Origin of the sequence: Paenibacillus anseongensis (genome assembly GCF_009757995.1) — a bacterium.
Lineage (GTDB): Bacteria > Bacillota > Bacilli > Paenibacillales > NBRC-103111 > Paenibacillus_E > Paenibacillus_E chondroitinus.
Window position 1 is genome coordinate 714757 of the sequence record NZ_WSEM01000008.1, and the last position, 24442, is coordinate 739198.

The 24442-nt window shown below is 48.6% G+C and carries 21 protein-coding genes; 7 read left to right on the forward strand and 14 right to left on the reverse strand.

The window, feature by feature from the left end:
* Positions 1–3 precede the first annotated feature (3 nt).
* The gene (locus GON05_RS10810) at positions 4–1437 is read left to right on the forward strand and encodes an NAD(P)/FAD-dependent oxidoreductase (protein WP_127452447.1); all 1434 of its coding nucleotides are present in this window, start codon (positions 4–6) and stop codon (positions 1435–1437) included.
* 169 nt (positions 1438–1606) lie between these two features.
* Positions 1607–1957: a LytTR family transcriptional regulator DNA-binding domain-containing protein gene (locus tag GON05_RS10815; protein ID WP_157319137.1), complete on the forward strand. Its 351-nt coding sequence runs from the start codon at positions 1607–1609 to the stop codon at positions 1955–1957.
* A 443-nt stretch (positions 1958–2400) separates the two neighbouring features.
* Here GON05_RS10815 and GON05_RS10820 read toward each other — a convergent pair whose 3' ends face one another.
* The 7 genes from GON05_RS10820 to GON05_RS10850 form a co-directional block, all read right to left on the reverse strand.
* Positions 2401–2769, reverse strand: coding sequence for a hypothetical protein (locus GON05_RS10820; RefSeq protein WP_157319138.1), 369 nt, complete (start codon positions 2767–2769; stop codon positions 2401–2403).
* Positions 2770–2899: 130 nt separating this feature from the next.
* A complete protein-coding gene (locus GON05_RS10825; RefSeq protein ID WP_157319139.1) occupies positions 2900–4156 on the reverse strand; it encodes an MFS transporter in 1257 nt (418 codons plus the stop codon).
* Positions 4157–4162: 6 nt separating this feature from the next.
* Positions 4163–4603 (reverse strand): MarR family winged helix-turn-helix transcriptional regulator, encoded by a 441-nt coding sequence (locus GON05_RS10830; protein WP_157319140.1) that lies wholly within the window; start codon positions 4601–4603, stop codon positions 4163–4165.
* Between the two features lie 160 nt (positions 4604–4763).
* Entirely contained in the window at positions 4764–6122 is a 1359-nt protein-coding gene (locus GON05_RS10835; protein ID WP_157319141.1) for an MATE family efflux transporter, read from the reverse strand.
* A gap of 371 nt (positions 6123–6493) precedes the next feature.
* A complete protein-coding gene (locus GON05_RS10840; RefSeq protein ID WP_157319142.1) occupies positions 6494–7579 on the reverse strand; it encodes a lactonase family protein in 1086 nt (361 codons plus the stop codon).
* 42 nt (positions 7580–7621) lie between these two features.
* Entirely contained in the window at positions 7622–8266 is a 645-nt protein-coding gene (locus GON05_RS10845; protein ID WP_157319143.1) for a DUF2238 domain-containing protein, read from the reverse strand.
* A gap of 97 nt (positions 8267–8363) precedes the next feature.
* Positions 8364–10805: an HAD family hydrolase gene (locus GON05_RS10850; protein WP_157319144.1), complete on the reverse strand. Its 2442-nt coding sequence runs from the start codon at positions 10803–10805 to the stop codon at positions 8364–8366.
* Positions 10806–10914: 109 nt separating this feature from the next.
* On the opposite strand from GON05_RS10850, the gene GON05_RS10855 reads away from it, so the two are divergent.
* On the forward strand, positions 10915–11730 hold the full coding sequence (locus tag GON05_RS10855; RefSeq protein WP_157319145.1) for a glycosyltransferase family 2 protein: 816 nt from the start codon (positions 10915–10917) through the stop codon (positions 11728–11730).
* Here GON05_RS10855 and GON05_RS10860 read toward each other — a convergent pair.
* Complete coding sequence (locus GON05_RS10860; RefSeq protein WP_157319146.1) at positions 11719–12564, reverse strand: helix-turn-helix transcriptional regulator; 846 nt, start codon at positions 12562–12564, stop codon at positions 11719–11721. The two genes, GON05_RS10855 and GON05_RS10860, sit on opposite strands and share 12 nt — an antisense overlap.
* 134 nt (positions 12565–12698) lie before the next feature.
* On the opposite strand from GON05_RS10860, the gene GON05_RS10865 reads away from it, so the two are divergent.
* From GON05_RS10865 to GON05_RS10880, 4 genes are all read left to right on the forward strand, one after another.
* Positions 12699–13694, forward strand: a complete 996-nt coding sequence (locus GON05_RS10865) for a Gfo/Idh/MocA family protein (RefSeq protein ID WP_157319147.1) — start codon at positions 12699–12701, stop codon at positions 13692–13694.
* A 44-nt stretch (positions 13695–13738) separates the two neighbouring features.
* Complete coding sequence (locus GON05_RS10870; protein ID WP_157319148.1) at positions 13739–14677, forward strand: aldo/keto reductase; 939 nt, start codon at positions 13739–13741, stop codon at positions 14675–14677.
* A gap of 396 nt (positions 14678–15073) precedes the next feature.
* On the forward strand, positions 15074–15814 hold the full coding sequence (locus tag GON05_RS10875) for a (S)-benzoin forming benzil reductase (protein WP_157319149.1): 741 nt from the start codon (positions 15074–15076) through the stop codon (positions 15812–15814).
* 138 nt (positions 15815–15952) lie between these two features.
* Entirely contained in the window at positions 15953–16708 is a 756-nt protein-coding gene (locus GON05_RS10880) for a DeoR/GlpR family DNA-binding transcription regulator (protein ID WP_127458734.1), read from the forward strand.
* Between the two features lie 52 nt (positions 16709–16760).
* Here GON05_RS10880 and GON05_RS10885 read toward each other — a convergent pair whose 3' ends face one another.
* The 6 genes from GON05_RS10885 to GON05_RS10910 all read right to left on the reverse strand — a co-directional run bounded on the left by GON05_RS10885 (position 16761) and on the right by GON05_RS10910 (position 24433).
* Positions 16761–16955: a YbdD/YjiX family protein gene (locus GON05_RS10885; protein WP_181646258.1), complete on the reverse strand. Its 195-nt coding sequence runs from the start codon at positions 16953–16955 to the stop codon at positions 16761–16763.
* Between the two features lie 4 nt (positions 16956–16959).
* Positions 16960–19029 (reverse strand): carbon starvation CstA family protein, encoded by a 2070-nt coding sequence (locus GON05_RS10890; protein ID WP_157319151.1) that lies wholly within the window; start codon positions 19027–19029, stop codon positions 16960–16962.
* Between the two features lie 114 nt (positions 19030–19143).
* Positions 19144–19899, reverse strand: coding sequence for a LytR/AlgR family response regulator transcription factor (locus GON05_RS10895; protein WP_157319152.1), 756 nt, complete (start codon positions 19897–19899; stop codon positions 19144–19146).
* Between the two features lie 6 nt (positions 19900–19905).
* On the reverse strand, positions 19906–21519 hold the full coding sequence (locus GON05_RS10900; protein ID WP_246238974.1) for a LytS/YhcK type 5TM receptor domain-containing protein: 1614 nt from the start codon (positions 21517–21519) through the stop codon (positions 19906–19908).
* Between the two features lie 481 nt (positions 21520–22000).
* A complete protein-coding gene (locus GON05_RS10905) occupies positions 22001–23239 on the reverse strand; it encodes an MFS transporter (protein WP_157319317.1) in 1239 nt (412 codons plus the stop codon).
* 195 nt (positions 23240–23434) lie between these two features.
* Positions 23435–24433, reverse strand: coding sequence for an ROK family protein (locus GON05_RS10910; protein ID WP_157319153.1), 999 nt, complete (start codon positions 24431–24433; stop codon positions 23435–23437).
* Between the last annotated feature and the right edge of the window lie 9 nt (positions 24434–24442).

Sequence of the window (24442 nt, forward strand, 5' to 3'; positions counted from 1 at the left end):
GCAATGAACGCTTATGATTTGATCGTAGTTGGTGCAGGACCTGCCGGTATTTTCGCCTGCTATGAAATGACACTGCTTCACCCTGCCGCTAAAATATTGCTCGTCGACAAAGGCCATGATATTTACCATCGCAGTTGTCCGATTCTGGAAAGCAAAATCAAACTGTGCCCTCCGCCAGCCGGTAAAAAGGAGTTCTCAGGCTGTCTGCCTGCATGTTCCATAACGGCCGGATTCGGAGGTGCTGGCGCTTACAGCGACGGCAAGTTCAATATCACCACGGAATTCGGCGGTTGGATGACGGATATATTGGCCCCCAGCCAAGTCATTGATTTGATTCGATATGTAGATCGCATTAATCTAGAGCATGGTGCAACGGAGAACATCACGGATCCGACGACCGAAGCTGTGAAAAACATTGAGCAGCGCTCTTACGCGGCTGGACTTAAGCTGCTTCGCGCACAGGTCAGGCATCTAGGCACCGAACAGAATCTAATGATTCTGAAATCCATTTACGAATATTTGAAAACACGTATCGACATGCAGTTCAAAGCTGAAGTCGACGACATCATCACCGTAAAACGCGAAGACAAACATATCGTTCAAGGCATTCGGCTGAAAGATGGCACTGAGATCCACAGCGATCATGTCATGCTAGCTCCCGGACGCGACGGTTCCGCATGGTTAACGCAAGTTTTAAAGAAGCGCCGTTTGAAAATGTACAACAACCAAGTCGACGTTGGCGTCCGCGTCGAAACATCCGATGTCGTGATGCGCGAAATTAACGAGCATTTGTATGAAGGAAAATTCATCTACAATACCTCTGTGGGCACGCGGGTACGCACCTTCTGCAGCAATCCTTCCGGCCATGTTGTTGTCGAAAATCATAGCGGCGTAATGGCCGCCAACGGGCACTCCTACAAGGATCCGGCCCTCGGCTCCAATAATACGAACTTCGCCCTGCTCGTTTCCCACAAATTCACCGAGCCGTTCGATAAGCCGAACGAATATGCCCGGGAAATTTGCAAACATGCGAACGATCTATCAAGCGGCGGCGTTATCGTTCAGAAATTCGGAGACATCATGAGAGGACGACGCTCTACAGCAGATCGCATTCGCGAGGGTTTTCTGGAGCCGACTTTGGCTGAAGCCGTTCCTGGTGATCTTGGTCTCGTGCTTCCTTACAATACAATGAAAAGCTTAATTGAAATGATTCACGCTCTTGAAAAAGTAACCCCGGGAATTGCGGCTGAACATACGCTCTTCTACGGTGTCGAAGCGAAATTTTATTCCGCTCGTCCTAAGCTTAGCGAAAGCTTCGAAACCGAGATCAAAGGCCTGTTCTGCGGCGGCGACGGTGCAGGAATTACAAGAGGCTTAGCCCAGGCTGGAGCTGCCGGTGTTTGGGTGGCTCGCAACGTGCTTGAGCGAATAAAATAAGTATTAATGTTGTTAAATATTTCCTAGGAAATACAGTATCACGGATCTCCTTTTTTTAACCAAGGAGGTCCTTTTTTTACATGAAAAACACTTTTAAAATCTAAATAAATGCGGTATAATGAGAACGTTCTCAATTGTAAGCGTTATCATTTTAAAGGGGGAATCTAAAATGACTGTAGCGCTCGAAACCAGAAACAGCTATGAAAATTTCGTACTGGAGAAAGATATTATGTACTTCCGGGTCGGAGAGCATGGGCTGGTCTCTTTTCATGGGAAAAATTTTCACATTAAAAAACGGATGTCCACAGAGCAGATCGTAGAGATTACAACGGGCAGCGTTTTTTTCAAGGTGAATACTGATTGCTATGTGAACACGCATAAAATTGTTCAGATTCAAGATGGCAAAGTATTTTTTGAGGTCAAAGGTGCTGATTCCAAATTCACCTCGGTCACGAAACTTCGCCAATACCGTTTGAAAGAGATTGTGCAGCAGCACAAAACGGAAGCAGCGAAGAAGTAATCATCGCTTGCGACCGCAAAAAAAGCTTAGTTAGATCCATGTTGGGGATCTGGCTAAGCTTTTTTGTTATCGTAGGGTCCAGGCGTTGCCAACACCTACACACTTCACCAAACTGCGTTTGCAACAGCGTTCTATGTTGTAGTTTGTACAACCATTTCGCTCTAATTGCGCCTTAACACACCTCTATATTGTACTTTATGCAATGATTTAAACACGAAACTGCCTATATCTCACCTTTTGGCAACCAATGGTTGTACTTTGTGCAACGTAGGACCGTTTTCGCGGTCAGACCTCGCCATTACGTTGTATAATATACAACGTAAGCCTTTGATTTCGACTTGGCCACTCAGCTGCCGCTTCACCGTCCACTTAAATCGAGCACGCTTGTCCCAAGTAGACAAAAAAGCCAGCGATGAAATCGCTGACTCCTTTATGTGGTCCTGCTATGAAGTTTGGGCGAGTGTCTCTTGTTGATGTTCGCGAATCAGGAATCGAATGTATTCTACGGTCGTATCTTTTACTTTCTTGGCCTCTTCCAAAGTAGCAAAGCTATACTCCGCGTAATCCGTGCTCCCGTATTTCTTCAACTCTTCATAATTCATACCCAGCGTGGAAAAGTTATGAACCAGTTCATATGGTGTCTTAGCATCCACATTTTGCACGAAAATGTCCTTGGAGAAGAAAGAGCCTTGTTTCTCTACTTTGAAGATGACTCGAAAAGGCCTGTCCTTATCCGACACGAAGCACTTAATAACCACGTCAATCTCCATCGTTTTATAATCCACAGCGTTTGCAGGATCTTGCTTTGGCATATGTTCAGGTGAATGCATCCATCTTTTCAAAAACCCTAGCACAAGATTACCTCCCCAATAACGACATGAATATAACTCATATTGTAATGGAAACGCTTCTAATTGACAATCCAAAATTTGGATAAATTGGTTAAATGGCCTCAAGCGATTTTTTTCCGCCTGTTTTCCTAAATTTCCAGATAATAATTAAACATAAAATACCCGTTAGTAACCCGCATACGACAAAAGCCCCATTCGCCCCAAAACGGTCTGCGACATATCCGGCAAACAAGCTACCAAACGGTGTAGAACCCGCAAATACTAGCGCATAGACACTCATAACCCGCGCGCGATACTCCTCTTTGGCATTCATTTGAAGATTGGAATTGCTATTCGTAGCGAACATAATATTGAAAAATCCCGTTAAAGCCAGCACTCCCCCGCACAGCCAAACAGACGTACTAAGCCCATTTAGAATCAGGCAACTGGCAACCACTAGGCTTGCGATCATGCTGATTTTGAGTCTTGGACCCTTTTTACTGCGAAATGACATCGTCAGCGCCCCTGCAAAAGAACCAATTCCAAGGCATGACATCAGGGTACCGTATGTGGTCTCTCCTAATTGCAATACATTTCTCGTGAAAACTGGAATGAGGATATTAAAGTTAAAAGCTAAAGTCCCAATCACCGTCACAAGCAGGACCGTCTGAGCTAACACTGGATCTCTTGCAATATAGACGATTCCGTCTTTAATCTCTTTAAAAACACCTTCCCGCGAGGTTTTCTTTCGAACATAAGGCGCTGTTTGAATCTGGAGAATGCCATACAATACAGCTATAAAACTGACTCCGTTAAGCAAAAAACACCAGCCTGCCCCAAGCCAAGCCATCATTACTGCGCCAATGGAAGGTCCAACAATCCTGGCCATATTAAACGTTGTGGAATTGAGCGCAATGGCATTCATCAGATCTTCTTTTCCAACAATTTCAATGTTAAAAGCCTGCCTGGTCGGCATATCCAGCGTGTTATTAAGCCCCAGCAAAAGCGCAAGTACAATAATAAACTCGTACCTCACTGTATGTGTCAAAACAAGCGTTGCCAGCGTAAAAGCAAGAATCATGGAAACCGTCTGCGTGACCAACAGGATATTTTTCTTTGGAAATTTATCTACGATAATGCCCGCAAATAGCGAAAATAAAAGGATCGGTAAAAATTGACAAGCCGTAACCATCCCAAGCTTAAGCGGCGAACCTGTCAGTGTAAGAACAAGCCAAGATTGCCCGATATTTTGCATCCATGTCCCAATGAGCGATACACACTGCCCTGTCCAAAGATAGCGATAATTCCGATGAGTTAAAGCATGGAAATGTCGATCGATAAAAACCGAACCTGCTGCCCTCACATTCATGCTGATCTACGCCTCCTCTGCAAATCCAGCTGCATTATTGCCCATTTTCTCCAAAATGGTTAGAGCCAATTGCTTCTCTTCTTGGGATAGACCGTCGGTCAAACGCTCCCGCCAATCCGTTAACACTTTACGCACATCTTCCTTGATCAAAAGCGCCTTTTCAGTCAGATGAACCTCGTTGCATCGCTTATCCTTTTCGCTGACCGTACGCGTTATGTAACCTTGCTCTTCAAGTTTTTTCAGTGCTTTTGCCGTCGTACCTTTATCGATCTTCAAGTAATCAGCCAGATCTTCTTGCGTCAGGCCATCTTCCTTATAGAGCGCGTTGAGAAAAATATGTTGCCCCTTGCCGATATCATACGCTTTCAGGTGCTCACCAATATACATTTGTCCATACCGGTATAACAGAGAGATCCACCTTGGAATGCTGTTTCGGGCATCAATCATAATCCTTTCCCCTTCCTTTCTGCAAAATGGTGGGACTGACCGAATCGTTGCACTTGCCACTAGTTTATCATACGCGCGATTAGTTGCATGCGCAACCAATTTTTCAGATAAAACAGCCCCCTTTTTAAGGGGGGCTTGTCTGATCTGGTCAGATTATTGTTCAAAAATGTGAAGTCACTGTGCTTGTAGAAACAGCAGTTTTCGGCAGCTTTTTGCGAGCCATCCAGCGCCGCTGGACAAGAAATCCGCGAATCGCTTCATCGCAAATCATAGCCACATAGACGCCGTGGAGCAGCCAACCGAATTTTAAACCAAATACGTACGTGCCTCCAACCGCAAAAATCCACATGACGCCAATGCTCACATACATGACAAATTTGGTCTCACCAACGGCATTAAGCGCATTGTTGAGCGGCATATTCCACATTTTGAGCGGCTGCAGAATTAAATTCATGGCCATGACACCAACGACAATGGAAATAATTTGGTTATTTTCAGTAAATGCCCCTACGATATGTTTGCCTAATAAAAATAACAAGAGCGTATTGGCAACGACGACCACTTCGCCCCAAAATAACGCTTTATAGAGGCTGCGATACGCTTTCTCCATCTGTCCCGCACCAAATAAATGCGCAACCTGAATTTGTACCGCCATCGCAAAAGACCAGCCTGCCAGAAAAGAGAACGACTCCATCGTATTTAGATAGGTTCTAGCCGTAAGCTGCTCTGCGCCCATTGTAGCAACCATTGAAAAAAGGATGACTTGGGACAAGGTCCATGACGCCGAACTAATGGCCATCGGCAGGCCAACTTTCGCGACCTCTTTCAATAGTCCCTTATGGAATACGCGCAGGTCACGCCAAGTGATGAGTGTAGTGAAGGTTTTGCGGAAAATATAAAAAAGCACGAACAACGCGATGACGCGACTTCCCACCGTTGAAAGAGAAACGCCAAAAAGCCCCCATTTCGGCAAGCCCAACGCGCCAAAAATAAACACATAGTTGCCGATAATATGAATGATGTTCATACCGATAGCAACAAGCATCGTGCCTTTCGTATTGCCAGTGCTGCGGATAATCGTGCTTAAAGTTAAAACAGCTGCCATGACGATCGTTCCGCTACCCACAATTTGAATATACTGCCTCGTCATCTCATAAAGGGAAGCCGGGACATGTAGGAAATAAACGAACAGATCCACACCGAAATAGAGCAGCAATGAAACAACAACGCCCAATCCCAGCGTTAATGTAAAAGCCATCGAAGCCACTTTTCGCGCTTCTTCCTCTTTGCCTGCTCCAAGCTTCTGCGAGATGACAATGCCCGCTCCGCTGGATATAAGAACGAATAGCATAATGACTGCTTGGAAAAATTGATTGCTGATCCCAACGACAGCTACCGCATCGTCCGAAATCCGGCTCACCATCAGCGTATCCGCCGTGCCAATCATAAATTGCAGAAATAATTCAATCATTATCGGCCATACAAGCCCGAATAACGTCATTTTCTTTGCGGTTTCCATGTAGGTTTCCTGTTCTTGACCTTATTGTGTACACGCGTTCAGCACGTACATACAATGATCTATTTTAACAACACTTCTTCAGAAGTCAATGCTTTTTACTGCACAGCTGCTGTGATATCTAGGGCCGAGCTGAGGAAGCATTGCCTGCCTACTCGCTAACGGACTCAGGTGCCTCTATTCGATGAAATAGAGGCCTTTTTAAAAGCTAACGGACACAGCAGCCGCTAATCGCCTTTGTAGCAGGGTTTTCCGCTGCTTTTAGGTATAATAACGCTTCTGGTGTCCGTTATGTTCAAAAATCAGGCTATTTTATTGAAAATAGCGCCTGTGGGGTCCGTTACAACTTCGGGGAGGCTTCTTGCCTAGAAAGCCTAAAGAAACTTCACGCAAACCGGCCGCGACACCGCCGCGCTTTGCCCGGTTTCCTGCAGCATCCCCGACTCCGCGTCCACGCGGAAAACTGTGATGCTGTCCGAGCCCTGATTCGCCGCAAGCAGGAAGTCTCCCTGCGGCGTCAGGGCGAAGTTCCGCGGCGTCCGCCCCAGCGTCGCCTGCCAACCCAAGACGGACAGCGTCCCGCTTGGTCCGTCCACGGCATAAACCGCGATACTGTCGTGTCCGCGGTTTGAGGCATACACATGCCGGCCATCTCCGGAGAGATGGATGTCCGCGCATGTGCTTTCGCCGCTGAAGCCCTCTGGCAGCGTCGAAATGCTTTGCAGCGCGGTCAGCGTTCCCGCGCTCGCGTCATAAGCCAGCACAGTCACTGTGCTGTCCAGCTCATTAATTGCGTACACGAAGCGGCTGTCCGCGCTGTACACCAAATGCCGCGGGCCAGCGCCCGGCTTCACCGCTGTTTCACCATGCGCGTGAAGGAGGCCGCCCTCCGCGTCCACGCGGCTCACGATCAGCCGATCAAGGCCCAGATCGGCGGAAATCGCATACCGATTGTCTGGCGCCAGTACAATCGAGTGCGCATGCGGACGCTCCTGGCGATCCGTTCGCGGCCCTAAAGTACCTTCATGCTTGACCAACTGCGTAGGCTCGCTCAGCTTTCCACCGTCTTCAATCTGATAGAAAGTCACACTTCCGCTTGAATAATTGGCCACAAACACGGCGCTGTTCGTTTGATCCACGCTTATATAACAAGGAGCAGTGCCGCCTGTAGGCTGCTGGTTCAATTTCGTCAGCTTCCAAGTCCCGGCTTCAATGGCATATGCTGCGGCTGAGCCGCCGAATCCACCTAGATAAGTATCCGTCTCACTGACGGCGTATAAAACAGTCCGATCCTCATTCAGCGCAAGGAACGAAGCGTTAGGTAAATCACTATACGCATCCATAAGTGTGATTTCTCCGCTTTGCAGGTCCAGCCTAAATAACGTAATCCCCGTCTTATGTTCTTCGTTCGTATAGGAACCTACATAACCATACAATTCTTTCCGTTCTTCACCTGACATCAGCAATCAGCCTCCACAATTGCAAATTTAATTACTCATCATTCATCTTCCACCACTACCACGCCTCAGCACAGCCGTCACCACCATCGCAATAACAGCCCCATAAAGCGCTAACTCCATATCGTGATGAGTATCCCACGGATCACCTTGCGTTCCAAGAAATAACGTACCAATTTCCGGGGCAACAAGCAAAGCTACCCACATTTCTATCAGCTCATAAAAGGCTCCCAGCGCCAATATCATAACGCAGGTCATCACGTAAAGCCATCTACGGCTTAACTGCGTCCACGCACGCAAAGCTTCCCTCAACGGGTAAGCGAGCAGCAGCCCAAAACTGAAGTGCACCAAGCGATCATAATTATCGCGTTCCGAATGTAAGATCAGCTTCAGCCAAACATCCACGATATTTTCGTTATACGAATAATGAGCCCCGACGGTATGCAGCGCCAAGAACAAACCGATTAACGCATAAGACAAATTGGATAACTTATTTAGCTTATAAGTGCTGACCAGGGCAATAAGCGCTGCCCAAATCAAAAGATTTTCCAATACCCAATCGAATCTGCTGTAAGGAACAATCGCCATCCAGATCCACAATCCGGCATAAATGACGATCATCGCATGTAAAGGCCAATTCGAACCAAAGGTTCTTTCAGATTTCCGCGCAACGTTTCCCTTCTCTTTCATGGCTGAGCCCCCTAATTTAGCTTTTACTAAGTTTAGGTTATCTCGCCACAGTCTTTTCCAAAAGTACTAAGTTTATGTAGTACTACGCAAATCCTAGCTACGGACGAAGCTGGTAAAGCTTGGGTGTTAGATCGGAGCCTTCAAAAGCTTTTAAAATCCGACTCGGATACGTTTCAAGCTCGGAAAGCGTCGCAATGAGGAATGCAGGGGCAGTCCTTCCGGACGCTTCTGACAATGCTCTTGCCTGTTCCAAAGTCTTATACGAAAAACGCCCCCAAGGAGCGGTATTCGCCTCCACAGCCGGATCGATCCAATAGGAAATATGTAGGCCATGAAACCAAGCGGCTTTGAGAACCTGCTCGGCAAATGCACCCGTTCCATACAGCATTAGAGAGACAATGCCGTCTTTTTTAACCCTTTGAAGAGTGTCGAAAATCATCGCCTGACTGCCGAACCCATCTGCCAGCTGCAAATAATAATGATACAAATAGTAGGGAAACCTTCTCGTCGCCATGCCCTGCGGCCAATTCACATTCATAACGGAAGGCGCATAATTACAGCTGTTCAAAAACGCTTCCGGTCCCGCCAAATACCACTCCTCCGCCACCGCTTCACAAATCAAAGCAATATACTCCGTGCAGAAATTGTCCTGATGCGTCAAGTCCCCCAAAACCCTTGCCTCTTCCGGCTTAGGCATAGCTAGGACGCGGTGCAGCGGCTTGCTCCACTCTTCCGGATGCATGGACGCTCTGGATAACCGTCCGTCTTTTTGCTGCAGCAGATACGCATAGTACCTTTGGAAGGCTAGCGCACCTTTTTGACACGCCAGTTTCCCTGCGTATTCTTCCTCTGATCTGTGCAGCTGCGCTTGTATAGGGCTTATGCGGCCGGAATCGTCTTCGCTATAACGCAGCGTTGAGCCGAAACCGCCCATCATGAGCTCCTCCAAAAAAGCCGGCGTCCTCGCAATCCGCTTCCCCGACTCGCTTCCCCCGCTGCCTGAGCGAAGCATGCTCCGAATGTCCATGCCTTGAAGCCGGAGCTCATCCAGCCGATTCGTGCCTACAGCGAGTAAATGCAGCATTTCCGGCTGCAGTCCTGCGAGTCGTACAATTTTTTCCAATGCACCTTGAATGGTTCCTTGAAACCCAATATCGATCGTCACTAAACGATTCGGGGACCCAAACTCTTGCGTCAAATAGCCTACCAAATGCTGCCTATGACGCTCAATCGACGCGGAGAGCTTACTTTGCCCAGATTCACTTTGTAGATAATTGTATAAGAGACTATAGATGGTTTCCCCATTGTCCCCAGTTATGTATTTACATGCTTCAATCGGTTTCTCCAAGTAAAGCTCGAAATCCCTCTCATCCAACCCAACACCTAACACGTCGAAAAGCTCTCTCACTTTCAAACCTTGAATATTTAATAGATAAGCAAGCTCATCTTCCCCAAAATGCTCCAGTCCCGCCATAAAAGTAGCTTGTCTGGACACGTAAACCGGCTTCACTTGAAGCTCCATACCTCTGAGTTGCGCAGCTTGCTCAAGCATCGGAGCTAATAAATACGCCTCCCTCATCAACGGGTTCACACATGTGACGCCCTCTTGGACGCAAATATCCAGCACCCACTCACACAAGGTATGCAGGAAAGGTCCGATCACATCCGTACCAAATTGGTACAAAACGCGCTCCTTTTCCTCATATCCAGCCGCAAAGTCCGAAGCTGCAGCCAGCTTTCGCAGCGACTTCCATTCCGGCAGCACATCCCCGTGCCTGACAAATTCCCAATGATGGATGCTTTCAAAATGCTCCAGAATGACAGGATAATGTAACCCCCTGATTCCGGCTTTGGACGCTCCTTCCACATCAGCGGCTATATTGTCACCAATGTGTAAGATAGATTGACTGTCGATTTGCGGATAAAATTCTTTGAGCCTGGCAAACAGATGCCCTGACGACTTGCCCTCGCGCTCCTCCGACGAGACGAGCAGCGTATCCACCTGAGACAGGTCAAGCCCGGCTGACGCAAGAATTCGCCGAAGCTGCTCGGAAGACAAATACATATCCGATAACAACGCCACCGGAATCCGCTCTTTTTTACAGGCGTAGAGCAAGGAGGTAATGTGGGGGTTAACATAGCAAAATTCCGCTTCAACCTCCACTTCCATCCGGGCAAGCTCATCTCTGCGGCCAATCGCTTCCGGTATTTCCTCATAAATCAGCTCCAGCGTGACTTCACCGAAGCCGGTTCGAGCGGTTTGCTTCGCACGAGCTTTGTGTTCGGCACGAATGCGCATTTCTTTGAATGCTTCCGGGGACACATAAGTTTTCAGAAAGCCATTACGATGCGCCTGCTCGGCGATTTCCGCAAATACGTCAGACGGATTCGCACAAGTACGAAAGAGCAGCGTGTCGAAAATATCCAGACTTAGCAGCCGAATACCCTGTATTTTCCCAGCCAAGACACTCAAATAACGATCCTTTTCCCACAAAAGCAGATCCGTCGGGCTTATCGGAGCATGCGGTTCCTTTGGCATCCAAATCCTCCTTCATATATGGCGCAAGAAGCAACTTGCACAAATGTATTTGAGAAATATGACGAATATGAGGTAAGCTTAATCTATGATAAATCGGAGGTGTTCCTAGTTGTCTGACCAACCCTTGGTGTCCATTATTATTCCAACGTATAATCGCCGAATCGAGCTTGCTGAGCTCGCAGAATCATTATACCGCCAAACGTACAAAAACCTGCAAATCATTATCGTCAACGATGCCGGTCCTTCGGTAGATTTCATTCAGGAGCTATATCCAGAGCTTGACATTCAAATCGTGAATATGCCGCAAAACCTTAAGCACGTTCACGCTCGAAACCGCGGCCTGCAAGAGGTGAAAGGCGATTACATCATGCTCTGCGATGATGACGATTTGCTGCTTCCCACCCATATTGAACGCATGCTGCAAGAAATTAAAGGATATGATCTTGTTTATCCTGATGTCGAAATTTTCGATTATGTCTATGAAAACAATGCCCGCTCCATCACGAACCGATTCGTTTTCGCGTATGAATTCGATGTGCCGGCGATGCGCAGATTTTCGACCTTTTTCTCATCCGGCTGTATTTTCCGCCCTGCATTGATTGAAGCTTTGGGACCTTTTGACACAGAAGTGTTCCATTACTGGGACTGGGATTTCTTCCTAAGAGCCGCTGAGAAATTCCGCGTGAACCGCGCGCCGATTGCCAGCGTCCTCTACGCTTTTGCGCAGCAGGGCACCAGCAACATGTCAGGCCAGCTTGACAATATGCGCCCCTTCTTGGACATGCTCTCGGCCAAACATGGGCTCGGCGATTTGCCTACCAAAAATTTCTTCCTCCTGCTTGAAGAACCCGAAGTCAAGGAACGTCAAGCTGAGACTGAAATCATTTGGGACGGCGAACCGATTCGCTCGCGCTTATTCGAATAAACCTTTGCCATACAAGCTCCGAAATTCGCTCGGCGTCATCCCTTCTTGCTCCTGAAAACGCTGGTTAAAATAACTGGCGCTGGCATAACCGGCCTGAATCGCGATTTCCTTGATCGCCAGGCTTTCCTTCTCAATCAAACGCTGCTTCGCAAATTGAATGCGGCATAGCGTAATGAAGGAGAGCGGTGTCATCGAGGTCGCTTTGCGAAACAATTTACAAAAATAGTATGTGCTTACGCCTGTGAGCTCCGCCCATTCTTCCAGAATGAACGGTTCGCAGGCTTTTTGCTGCATGGTTGGAAGTATCGCCAGAATCCGGTCTACTGACTCTATTCCTCGGTTGCTCGATAAGGGGGCGGCATAGCTCATGAACTCACTCAAGATTTTATAGGATAGTGTCGAGAGATTTGCCGGCTTCAGAATGCTGTTCAGCTCCGCTTCTACCAGCAGTTCATGCAGGGCTTCCTCAAGCTCACTCCATCTTTTGAGTGTCCATAATGTGCGCAAGAAGCCTTTCTCAAGCATAAACTCCTTCAGATGACTCCCGTAAAAATGAATCCAACGAACGTCCCAAGGATCATCTTTGGAAGAGTAATACCGTTGTTCTTGAAACGGAAAGTACAGGAAAGCATCGCCTTTTTGAAGCACGTGCTGCTCCCCTTCAATCTCCACATACCCTTTGCCTGAAAGGATAAAATGGATGCTGTACGAATCATAATAGCCTTCTTGCCGGTAAATGGAATGGTCAGGAAAATCCTGATACCAGCCAACCGATTCCGGAAAAATAAAATAGGGGCATTGCTGCAGCTTCGGCAGCATGACTTGTCTTTTCATCCCTCGTGCCCTTCTTCCTCAATGACAATATTCCGATATCTGATGCAATATATTATCATATTCATTTTAAATAACTCGATTTATAATAACAATATAACGCTATTAAATATTTTTTCAAAGGAGATCATATTGTCATGACAAAGCTTCGTTGGGGAATTTTAGGCTGTGCGGGTATTGCTATCAGGGCTTGCATCCCCGGAATTGTGCAGTCCCAAACTGGAATTGTAAGCGCTATAGCCAGTCGCGATTTGCAGAAGTCACAAGAAGTTGCGGAAAGGCTTAATATTCCAAAAGCTTACGGCAGTTATGAGGAATTAATTGCTGATCCAGATATTGATGCTATGTACATACCTCTGCCGAACCATCTGCACAAAGAATGGACAATTCGCGCTGCTGAGGCTGGCAAGCATGTGCTTTGCGAAAAGCCTGCTTCACTAACGGCTGCTGATACAGAAGAAATGGTTGCGGCTTGCGAAAAGGCCGGTGTTCAGTTCGCCGAAGCCTTCATGTATCGCCATCATCCTCGTTACACACGCATTAAAGAAATTATTGATTCCGGAGAAATCGGCGAAATTCGCGGTATTCACGGCGCTTTCACCTTCAGCAACCCGGGTGACAGCAAAAATGTCCGCTTCAAACGCGAGTGGGGCGGCGGTTCGCTCTATGATGTAGGCTGCTATCCGATCAGCGCAGCGAGATTGATTCTGGGCCGAGAGCCTGAAGCGGTTACGACACATGCCTTCTTCTCACCTGAACATGATGACGTCGATATGATGATGTCCGGACTTGTGGAATTCAGCGGCAATGTCGCGCTAACTTTTGACTGCGGCATGTGGGCTGGTTCCCGCAATATTCTAGAAATCGTCGGAGCGACGGGGCGGATTGAAGTCCCTTCTGCCTATGTCACACCTACGGAAGAATCCGGTCACTTTATCGTTCATACTCGCAATGAGCGTCGGGTTGAAACCGTTCCTTTCTTGAATCAATATGCGTTAGAAGTTGACGATTTGGCTTATGCCGCTTGGGGCGAGAAGCAGCCGAACTTTGCGGCTAGCGATGCTACCCTTAACATGAAAGTGCTTGACGCTTGTTTGGAATCAGCCAGAAAGCGTTCCCGCATTGTACTGTAACTTAACAATAATTCCTTATCATACGAAAGGTTGGGATGACTGCGATGAAACACATTCAAATTAAAGGCTTGGAGAAACCTGTATCCAAACTGATTATGGGCTCTGACTTTTTCCGTCTGGACAACCGTCAGGAAGTCAGCGACGTTCTGGGCCATTATTTAGCAATTGGCGGAAATACTATTGACTCTGCTTTCATTTACTGTGGCGGGCAAAGCGAGCAAGCGCTCGGCATTTGGATGGATGAACTGGGCAACCGCGATGACATCAACATCTTCACCAAGGGAGCTCACCATGATCAAAACGGCCCCCGTGTGAACGCAGAGGCGATTCGCAGCGACCTATTCACATCGCTTGAGCGACTGCGCACGGACTACATCGACCTCTACGCGCTGCATCGTGACGATCCGGCTATTCCGGTCGGCGTGATCCTGGAAGCGCTGAATGAGCATGTAGAAGCCGGACGCATTCGCGCTTTCGGCGGCTCCAACTGGACGCACGCGCGTCTGCAGGAAGCGAACGACTATGCGGCGAAAAACGGCCTCGTCGGCTTCAGCTTCAGCTCCCCGAACCTCAGCCTCGCGAAAGCGAAAGAGCCGTTCTGGAGCGGCTGCGTCTCCGTCGATGAAGAAGCTCTGCGTTGGCACGAGTCCACGCAGCTGCCGCTGCTGTCCTGGTCTTCGCAGGCGCGCGGATTTTTCACGGGCCGGTATACGCCGGACGTGCTCGACAACGCCGACCTCGTTCGCGTGTTCTACAGCGACGAGAACTGGACGCGGCTGCACCGCGCGGAACAACTGGCTAAGGAAAAAGGCGTAACCGCGATTCAGATCGCGCTCGCCTACGTGCTAAGCCAGCCGTTCCCGGCTTGCGCGCTCATCGGACCGCGCAACGAGGCCGAAATGCTCTCATGCCGCGACGGCGCGGAGCTTGTGCTCACTCCGCAGGAGTTGGCATGGCTTGATTTGACAGCAGCTACGGTGTAGCTGCATGATGGAAGCCCCGGCGGGTAGTGCCGGGGCTTTTTTACATTGTTAGTGGCAATTTATATCTCCCCGCTCCAGTTGAAACAAAAGGGATTTCTACCTCTAATCCGCGCTGCGTAGTGGCTGAACAAGAGCTAGCTGTAGAAACTCCATTTAAATCATCAGTAGATGAAAGGTAGTGGTTAAATTCAGCGAAATTAACGGTAGGAATTCCAGTTGCTTGGGCAAAAATGACGTACACCAGATATAATAACAGCAAAAATCGGCGTTAATCTCAGCATGTCCCCCAGACCAATTAGAGGACTACAGTTCCCTCTTGCCGAAAGAATTGCTTACCGCAGTCTTTTAGCAGCTATGAGCCTCATAATCATCTAATCTATTAAGGGAGTTGTTCAAATGAAGTACTTTATCATTACCGGCACATCCCGTGGTCTTGGAGAAGCTATGGCATTTAAGCTCATTTCTCCTGAGCATCAACTGATTTGTATTTCTAGGACAAAAAACAACGACTTAATAGCGGCTAGTAGTCACCTAGATTACTACGAATTTGATTTACAAAACGTCAATCAAATCGAAGCTCTGATGGAACAAGTGTTCCAGAAGATTAATCTAACAAATGCCGATGGCGTCTATCTCATTAATAATGCAGCTATCATTTCACCTTTTTCCCGAATCGAGCAAGCGAACTCACAGGACTTAATGGACAACCTTCATGTTAATCTGCTCGCCCCTATCGTGCTTACCTCCAGTTTCATTCGCCTTACCCAGCACCTACCGTTAGAAAAGCGCATCCTGAACATTTCCTCAGCCTCTGCCAAACAATTGCTTCCAGGTATGAGCGCATATTCGGCTGCCAAAGCGGGTCTCGATGCTTTTTCATCTTGCGTGGGATTGGAACAGGGAGTCGAATCAGCGGCAGTTAAAATCGTTTCGGTTTACCCGGGTATGGTTGATACAAGTCTGCAAGAACAGGCAAGGAATACAAGCAACGAGGCATTGACCACACCGGACATTTTTAAAATGGTAAAAGATCGCGGTATGCTGGCATCCCCCGCTGCAACAGCCGACAAATTGATCAGCTTCTTGCTTGGTCACTCTTTCCATCAAGGGGCAGTTGTAGAAGACCTCTTCCTGTAGCAACGACCTCAAGCACATCGGCTTGTCCCCCATCCTCCTCCCCAATGGACGGCTTATCCATCCACATGATAAGATAGAAGCTAGCACTACTTACATCGTTAGCTAGCTTTCCTTGAGGAAAGCTTTTTAGGAGGTTCCATGGGAAAGACAGATATTCGCCGAGATGCCATTATGCAAGCCATCAAAGATAAAGGCTCCATCGCCTTGATCGATATCGTTCAGCAATTTGGCGTATCGGAAGCAACAGCCAGGCGGGATCTTGAGATCCTGGAGCAAGAGAAACGCTGCATCCGCACCTTCGGAGGCGCCGTGCTGGAAAGCTTAAAGGTGGAAGTCCCCTTTTTCAACAAAATGGACCTTTATACAGAAGAGAAAAAAGAAATCGCCGACAAAGCGCTTAACTTCATCGAGGATGGCGATATTATCGGTTTGACCGGCGGGACGACTACGACATTCATCGCCAAAAAGCTGAACCAATTCAAGAACCTCACCGTCATCACCAATGCGGTGAATATCGCCTACGAGCTGATTGGCACGCAAGGGCTGCAGCTCATTCTGACAGGTGGCGTGATTCGCACGCAAACGTTTGAACTTTCGGGGCCGCTCGCCAATGCGACACTCGATAATCTCAGCATCCGCAAAACCTTCATGGGTGTAGACGGCATTTCCTTGACTCGCGGCATGATGATCTACAATGAGCTGGAAGCCGAAACGAATCGCCGAATGATGAAGCAATCCATGGAGACGTATCTTGTGGCCGACCATTCCAAATTCAGCCGCAGCTCCCTATTCGTCATTGGGGAAGTGCAGGAAACAACCGGTATTATTAGCGATTCCAAAATAACGCCAGAAATGAAGGAAGCCTTCAGAGACGCCGGCGCCCCCTTCCTTTAAAAAGAAAAACTCGACCTCTCGGCTCATCACCGGGGATCGAGTTTTTTTCATTTTAACAGCACCTATTGATTTTGCCGCTTTCATAACGCTCGTGAAGAGACTGCATATAGAACTCTTTTTCCGTCAAAATGGGATTGCCCGGATGATGCTCCTGCTGATGCCTTACATATTTGTCATAGTCCGGAATATTGAAAATGATCTTGACCGTCGTATTCAGCTTGTTCGAAAATCTTGTGATCGCATTCACGCTATCACCCTCCAAATGTGGATTGGACGAACGTCGATTCTTGTAGTTGGGGCTTTTGTTTTTGAATAATAATGTTGAACCACAAACGTATTGAAATGATGATCATCAGAAGGACAACGATACCAAAGAAAATCGTTAACCCTGCATCGATATAATTATTCGTTACAATTTGGTGCATAATTGCCATGTTTTTAGCTGGCGCTATTACTTGGCCTTTATCAATTCCCTCTTGATACTTTTTGGCAGCCGATAGAAAACCGATCGTTGGATTCGGGGAAAATGCTTTTTGGTAACCCGCAGTCAACGTCGTCACGGCCAGGAATACGAAAGGGATCATGCCTACCCAAGCATAGCGGGCTTTGCCCATTTTAATCATAATCGTAACCGCTACGGCTAAAGCAATGGCCGCCAGCATTTGGTTGGCAATCCCGAAGAGCGCCCACAGGGAGTTAATGCCGCCAAACGGATCGACAGCTCCTTGATAAAGGAAGTATCCCCACGCCAAGCAAACGATTAGGGAAGCGATGAAATTGTATCTTAGATCTTTGGTTTGGCCAAAAGGTTTGTAGAAATTTCCGACTAAATCCTGCAGCATAAATCGGCCGACGCGTGTTCCCGCATCTACGGCAGTCAGAATAAAAACCGCTTCGAACAAAATCGCGAAATGATACCAGAACGCCTTGGCCCCATTTAAAAAGGAAGAGAAAATCTCCGCCATACCTACGGCAAGCGTTGGTGCTCCACCCGTTCGAGAGAGGATCGTTTTCTCGCCGATTGCTTTGGCTGTGCCCATAATTTGATCAGGCGTCAACGTGAAGCCCCAGGATGAAATTTTGGCAGCGACGGCAACAGGATCGGTTCCGATAACAGCAGGCGAAGAATTCATCGCGAAGTACAGACCTGGCTCCAAGGAGCACGCCGCAATCAATGCCATCACCGCAACGAAAGATTCAGCTGCCATTCCGGCAAAACCGATAAACGGCGCATGGCTTTCTCTATCAATCATTTTCGGCGTCGTACCGGAGGAAATCAATGCGTGAAACCCGGAGACCGCGCCACACGCGATCGTAATGAACAAGAACGGGAATAAATTACCGGAGAATACAGGCCCAGTACCGTCAATAAACTTGGTCACGGCAGGCATTTTTAGTTCAGGCAAAATCACCATAATACCGCCGGCAAGGAGCAAAATAACTCCTATTTTCAAAAATGAGCTTAAATAATCCCGCGGAGCAAGCAGTACCCAAACCGGTAAAATGGAAGCAATAAGACCATAGATCACCATCAAAACCGCAATTTGCGGAGCGGTGAACGTAAACATACTAGCTAAAGCTGGACTTTCCGCCACAAACTGGCCCGACCACAAAACGATCATTAACAAAACGAAACCAATGATAGAACCCTCAATAACTTTGCCTGGACGAATAAATCGCATATAAAAGCCCATGAATATCGCAATCGGCATCGTCATCGCAATGGTGAACATGCCCCACGGAGATTCTGCTAACGCTTTCACAACAACAAGCCCAAGAACAGCGACAATAATAATGAGAATGGCCAGCGTTGCAATAGAGGCTAGCGTACCGCTGAATGGGCCAACTTCATCCTTGGCCATTTGTCCGAGCGACTTGCCTCCGCGGCGCATGGAACCTACCAGGGTTACAAAGTCCTGCACGCAGCCCGCAAGAACGGCCCCTATAATGATCCAGAGAATACTCGGCAAATATCCCATCTGAGCGGCCAAAATCGGACCAACTAGCGGCCCCGCCCCTGCAATCGCAGCAAAATGGTGACCGAAGAGGACATATTTATTCGTTGGCACATAGTCTTTGCCATCATTTTGAACATGAGCCGGCGTTGCCCGCTTGTCGTTAAGCTCGTAAATTTTGCGAGCGATAAATCGACTGTAGAATCGGTAACCGAAAGCATACGTACAAATGGCAGCAACAATCAGCCATATGGCGGAGATGCTTTCGCCTCTCGAAAGTGCGAGCATCGCGAAGCCTGACGCGCCAAGCAGAGCGATAACACCCCAGATCACATAGGAAGCAAATTTGTTTTTTAATAGTGACATATCTATGAACACCCTCCTGATAACATGATTGTTAGCGCTTACAGGAAGTATAGCTTGTTTGGGGAACAAGCGAAATACCTGAAACGCAACATGCCATTTTCGAGCTTCATGATGTTAAATTTCTAGTTTCAAACGCAGCTGCTTCACATAATTTCGGCTGACGGGTATGGTGCTTCGCCCTGCATCTTCCATCAGCAGATTGTACGCGCCATTCACCCAGGTCTTCATTTCTGAGATAGCGGCGAGGTTAACCAGATAGCTTTTGTGGCAGCGGAAAAAACCGTAGGGCTCCAACTTTTGCTCTAGCTCAGATAGGGTATACGAAACGATATAAGCCTTATCGTGAAGGTGAACCTGCACATGCTTAATCTCTTTGCTAATATACATAATATCCTTCGGCGAGACATATCGGATTCCTTCTTCCAATTCCAAAGCGAGCTTTACGCTCGTTTTCACGGATGCCGTCTGGCCTAGTGCGGCCGCCGCTGCGCTGTTCTGAGGTTGTGTTTTGCTTTTGCGCAGCTCCCTGAACACAATGGCGATATCCTCCTCATCGTACGGCTTCAGCATATAATGAAAAGCACGCAGCTTAAACGCGTGAACGGCGTATTGATCGTAAGCAGTGGAAAAAACAATTTTCACCTGCGGATTGATTTCTCCTACAATTTCGGCAACCTGTAAGCCGCTAAGATCCGGCATGTCCATATCGAGAAATAACACATCCGGCGCTAATTCTTTGACCTTCTTAATCGCATCCATTCCGCCAGTTGCCGCGGTAACTTTATCCACCTCCTCACTGCTTTCCAATAGATAAATCAATTCTTCTCTTGCCGGCTCTTCGTCATCCGCAATGACAATATTCCAACCCAACCGCCATCACCTCACCCAAAATTTAATGATCGTGCCTTCCCCCGGCTTGCTTGCAATTTCCAAAGGATGTTCTTTGCCGTAGTGATAATTCAGACGCTGCTCGATATTCCGCAATGCCAGCCCCGCATGTTCCGACTGATTATCGAGTTCGGCTGTTTCAAGGCCAACTCCGTTGTCCTGTACAGTAATACGCGCATGGAGCTTGCCCTCGTCGAGCTCCTCCTTCACCGAAAGTCGAATGACCCCGATGCCCGGCTTGTTTTTGATCCCATGCACGATGGCATTCTCGATCAGCGGCTGAATCGTAAAAGGAGGAATCGCATGGTCCAGCAGCCTTTCATCGATATCGGCGTAAAATTCCATCTGATCCCCTAGACGGGATTTGATCAAGCTCAGATAAGACATGACCAGCTCATATTCATCACGTATGGTGATAAGGCGCTGGTTGCCGTGACTCATATTTTTGCGCAAAAACTTGGATAGATGCATCACCATTTGGCGGGCCTCTTCCGGTTTCGTACGGATAAAAGATTTGACTGTATTCAGCACATTAAAAAGGAAATGAGGATTCATCTGCGCCTGCAGCGAGCGAATTTCTGCATCCGCCAAAAGTTGTGTTTGCCGATCCGATTCAACGAAAGCATATTGCTGAGAAAGCAGCTCCGCGAGAGAGGAAAGCATGCGTCTGCGCGACGGATTGTCATCCTGCTCACGCTCAAAATACAGACGGAACTGGCCGACCTGCGGCCGATTGGGAACACGGATGATGAGATCGTTGGCGTGCTGCGTTTTTCTCCCCTCCGCAACCCACGACTCGCCATCCTTACTGAAAAATACGCCTACCGACTTCATTTCCTCATTCAGCACCTTCGAGATCTCCGCTACAGCCTTATCGAAATCTAGCCGCCAAAGCGGCATTGTCATATCAGCAATTTGCAGGGCTTGATGTGCATGCTCAGCACCAATTCTGGCCTCTTCGCGCTCCATTGTGTTGTATAACACAAAATAGAGAGCGACACCAACACTATTCGCGAGCGTCTGAGGCAAACCAATAAGCGATACCAAATTGAACGCATCATCCCAAGGCTTGGCCAAAGCAAGAATAAGAATCATCTGTAAGGCTTCAGCCATGAATCCAACGAGAAATGCGAGCTGTACGGATGCTATCTTCCGAAAGCGCTTCTTGAAGGCATTGCGGCACAATCCTGCCAATATGCCCTGCAGAATAGGAGCAATCATACAGGCAACCGCTACAAATCCACCTAGGCTGTAGCGATGCACGCCGGCTATGATGCCGACGATAAATCCGCTTTTGACGCCACCCAACAGTCCTGCGATGACAACACCAACGGTACGTGCATTCGCAATAGCCGCTGTTGGCGAAACCTCGCCAATCCAAGGCGCCGGCCTGTACGTGTAGTCGGAAACCGTCACACCCGAATACGTCGCAAGAATCGCATACGCGGAGAAAAAGAACAAGAAACGCCATTGATACGTCCTGTCCCCTTGATAGCTCATATAGCTGCGCATCCATCGGCTGCGGGAAAACGCAAACGCCAACGCGATCAGAAAGCCAACCCGTTCCATCATATCCACGAACAATTGAATCAGTTGAAGCATGCTTCACTCACCTTTTGCAATCTCATATCGTTATCCTAACAGAAATTGTGTGGGCTTGCTTGCCGTATACTCATCCAGCGCACCTTTCCCCCCGCCAGCCATTGTCAAAAACCTAGCGAGAATTCCGCTATGGCTTGCTTATGGGAACTGGCGTCCTCTGTTGGGAGGAAAACGAGTGGTTTCCTATCAGAGCGGAACTACAGGGTCTTATTTTGCCACTCAGGCGCGTTTTCCTCAGGAAATTGGCGAAATAGCAGCCCGTAGTTCCTCTCCCTTTCATAATCGGCTGTTTTCGGGAGAAATAGAGGCTTGTAGTTCCCTCAGAAAAAAGCTGTCTGCGGGACCTGACGACACAAACGCCCTCAGGCTTGGGGCTAGCTAATTTGCCATTCCATCCCCAACCTGCCCCCACAATAAAAAAAGGAGACTGCCCTAAGAAGTCAATAATGACCTTCTCAGAGAATCCCCTTTTTCAAAAAACTTACCCAGCTTTAACTTCATCGGTATTCGGTTGTGGTGCAGCATTTGCTTTGTACTTCAAGGTAGGCAGCATAATAAATACGCCAATCAGGAAAAGTACTGCGGATGTGACATAAATGGATGGCAGCGAGAAGGACGCTTTAATGCTGCCGGCCAAACTCATTGTGAGAACCATAGCTCCCATGAACAACGGGTTCAAAATCCCATTTACACGGCCAACGAAAGATTCCTCTGTGTTACCGAGTATCATTGTAGAGATCGCAATTTGGATAGCAGGCATCACTAGACCGGAGAAGAACTGCATCAAAAGTGCCAACCACACCAGATGAGTCAATCCCATGACAGCAAAAGTCACGACGCTTACCGCCATCCCGATAATCAGCAGTGCTTGCGGGGACACTTTTTTCGAAAAGCCCATTGTCGCCCCGCCTCCAAGGATCATCGCAACGCCGTTGGCTGCCATAAACCATTGCAAATCTTCCTTCGGCAACCCAAGGTTTTCAGTGACTAGAAAGATGCCCAGCGGTGAAATCAAACCAATCGCCAGACCTGCTACTGCAAAGCAGCCGCCTAAGGTGACAAGCATTTTATTATTCAAAACATACTTAAACCCTTGACCCATTTCCGCAAAAATATGCGTGGATGGCTTCTCGGTCCCTTCCTCATTTTTACGGTCCGCAGGAAGAAACGTGAGCACAAGCGCAGAAAGCAGGAAGCATACGCCCATGATCGCAATAGCTACTTCAATGCCAAAATGATAGTAAACAAATGTCCCCATAATAGGGCCCAGGATCATAAAAATCGCCATCATCGATTGAAACAATGACATCCCCATTTGCATTTGGGATTCAGGCACGTGAACCTTGAACAACTTCATGCCGGAAGGTTGGGAGAACTGAGACAAGATGGACGAAACCAATGTGGCGAAAAAAATCGCCTTCCATGAGCCGTAAAACAGTGTCACCATAATAGCAAATACAGACACTGCGCTGAGAATATCACACCAGACCATCGTTAATTTCGGTCTCCACCGGTCCGCAAAGGCACCACCGATAAACGAGAAAATAAAAATTGGCGCAAACTCTGCCACCGAAATTAAAGAAACGGAGTATGGATCATTATTCGTCATGTCTGTGACATAGAGTAGAATCGCAAAGTTACGAACCCAGATTCCGATTTGTAAAAAAAGACCGGACAGCATAATGGCTTGCACGAAACGACTGGCAAAAAACGAACGCATCGTCGGAGTATCCGAAGCTATTGCTTGAGACAAAAGAAAAACACCCCTTCATTAATCAGATAGTCTTATAAAACAAGACCTCCTTCTTACGTAAGAAGAAGAAAAAATGTTTCATAAACCTTTTCTACTTTAACGAAAAAAGGTTCCTATCGTCTAGTGACATATGTCATATGACCAGTCACAAACCTGGATGCCTCAGCGTGACTGAGACATGAGCAGCGCGGCCCCAACAGCGCCTGCGGAGGACCCGAGCGCAGATGCCGCGAACCGGACCGGTCCGCGAATTGAAGGCAAGCAGCGCTCCTCGACGATCTCGCGCATCGGTCCTAACAGCGGCTCGCCGATATGCGAGGCGCCGCCGCCAAGAATGACCACCTGCGGATTCAGCAGGTGGAGAATGCTCACGAGCCCGATGCCGAGGGCTCGGCCCGCTTCGCGCAGGATGCCGCTGGCGGCGGCATCCCCTTCCGCGGCTGCGGCCGCGACCAACCGCGCATCCACGCGGTTCGGGTCGCCTCCCGCGAGCCGCACGAGGGCGCCCGCTGCGCCCTCGCCAGCCCGGCGCACGTAGTCGGCGCCGCGGCGGCCAATGGCAGTGCCTGACGCATACAGCTCCAGGCACCCCACATTCCCGCAGGGGCAGAGAGGCCCATTTCCATCAATGGAAATGTGGCCAAGCTCCCCTGCGTTATGATTCGTTCCGGCGATCAAGCGCCCGCCGGAAATGATGCCCCCGCCGATCCCCGTGGAGATCGTCACAAACACACAGTCCGGCGCGCCCTCGCCCGCGCCGGCCAACCATTCGCCGACCGCCGCTGCGGTGGCGTCGTTCTCCAGCCTGACCGCGCAGCCGAAGCGGTCAGTGAGCACGGCGGCGACGGCCACGTCGCGCCAGCCGAGATTGGTGGCGAACGTGACGACACCGTTCGCCGTATCAAGCGTGCCCGCGGTGGCGACGCCAATGCCGCGGAGAACGCCGCGACCGCCGGGCGCGGTCGCGAGCAGCCCCTCGATCAGGCTGCCGAGCCGATCGAGCACAGCCGCCTCTCCCTGCTGCGCCAGGGTGGGAATCTCTTCCTTGGCGATGATGTTGCCATCGCCGCTAATGAGCGCGGCCAACATCTTCGTGCCGCCCAAGTCAACCCCAACGTAGTACTCCCGCAGGGACACGTCTTGTGTTTTTAATTCCTCCATCCGTTCCTC

Coding starts and splice junctions, on each gene's coding strand:
- GON05_RS10870 (WP_157319148.1), top strand. CDS start 13,739: ATGAAACACATTCAAATTAAAGGCTTGGAGAAACCTGTATCCAAACTG.
- GON05_RS10910 (WP_157319153.1), bottom strand. CDS start 24,433: ATGGAGGAATTAAAAACACAAGACGTGTCCCTGCGGGAGTACTACGTT.
- GON05_RS10865 (WP_157319147.1), top strand. CDS start 12,699: ATGACAAAGCTTCGTTGGGGAATTTTAGGCTGTGCGGGTATTGCTATC.
- GON05_RS10825 (WP_157319139.1), bottom strand. CDS start 4,156: ATGAATGTGAGGGCAGCAGGTTCGGTTTTTATCGATCGACATTTCCAT.
- GON05_RS10840 (WP_157319142.1), bottom strand. CDS start 7,579: ATGTCAGGTGAAGAACGGAAAGAATTGTATGGTTATGTAGGTTCCTAT.
- GON05_RS10850 (WP_157319144.1), bottom strand. CDS start 10,805: ATGCCAAAGGAACCGCATGCTCCGATAAGCCCGACGGATCTGCTTTTG.
- GON05_RS10835 (WP_157319141.1), bottom strand. CDS start 6,122: ATGGAAACCGCAAAGAAAATGACGTTATTCGGGCTTGTATGGCCGATA.
- GON05_RS10815 (WP_157319137.1), top strand. CDS start 1,607: ATGACTGTAGCGCTCGAAACCAGAAACAGCTATGAAAATTTCGTACTG.
- GON05_RS10810 (WP_127452447.1), top strand. CDS start 4: ATGAACGCTTATGATTTGATCGTAGTTGGTGCAGGACCTGCCGGTATT.
- GON05_RS10860 (WP_157319146.1), bottom strand. CDS start 12,564: ATGAAAAGACAAGTCATGCTGCCGAAGCTGCAGCAATGCCCCTATTTT.
- GON05_RS10890 (WP_157319151.1), bottom strand. CDS start 19,029: ATGTCACTATTAAAAAACAAATTTGCTTCCTATGTGATCTGGGGTGTT.
- GON05_RS10845 (WP_157319143.1), bottom strand. CDS start 8,266: ATGAAAGAGAAGGGAAACGTTGCGCGGAAATCTGAAAGAACCTTTGGT.
- GON05_RS10830 (WP_157319140.1), bottom strand. CDS start 4,603: ATGATTGATGCCCGAAACAGCATTCCAAGGTGGATCTCTCTGTTATAC.
- GON05_RS10875 (WP_157319149.1), top strand. CDS start 15,074: ATGAAGTACTTTATCATTACCGGCACATCCCGTGGTCTTGGAGAAGCT.
- GON05_RS10905 (WP_157319317.1), bottom strand. CDS start 23,239: ATGCGTTCGTTTTTTGCCAGTCGTTTCGTGCAAGCCATTATGCTGTCC.
- GON05_RS10900 (WP_246238974.1), bottom strand. CDS start 21,519: ATGCTTCAACTGATTCAATTGTTCGTGGATATGATGGAACGGGTTGGC.
- GON05_RS10880 (WP_127458734.1), top strand. CDS start 15,953: ATGGGAAAGACAGATATTCGCCGAGATGCCATTATGCAAGCCATCAAA.
- GON05_RS10820 (WP_157319138.1), bottom strand. CDS start 2,769: ATGCCAAAGCAAGATCCTGCAAACGCTGTGGATTATAAAACGATGGAG.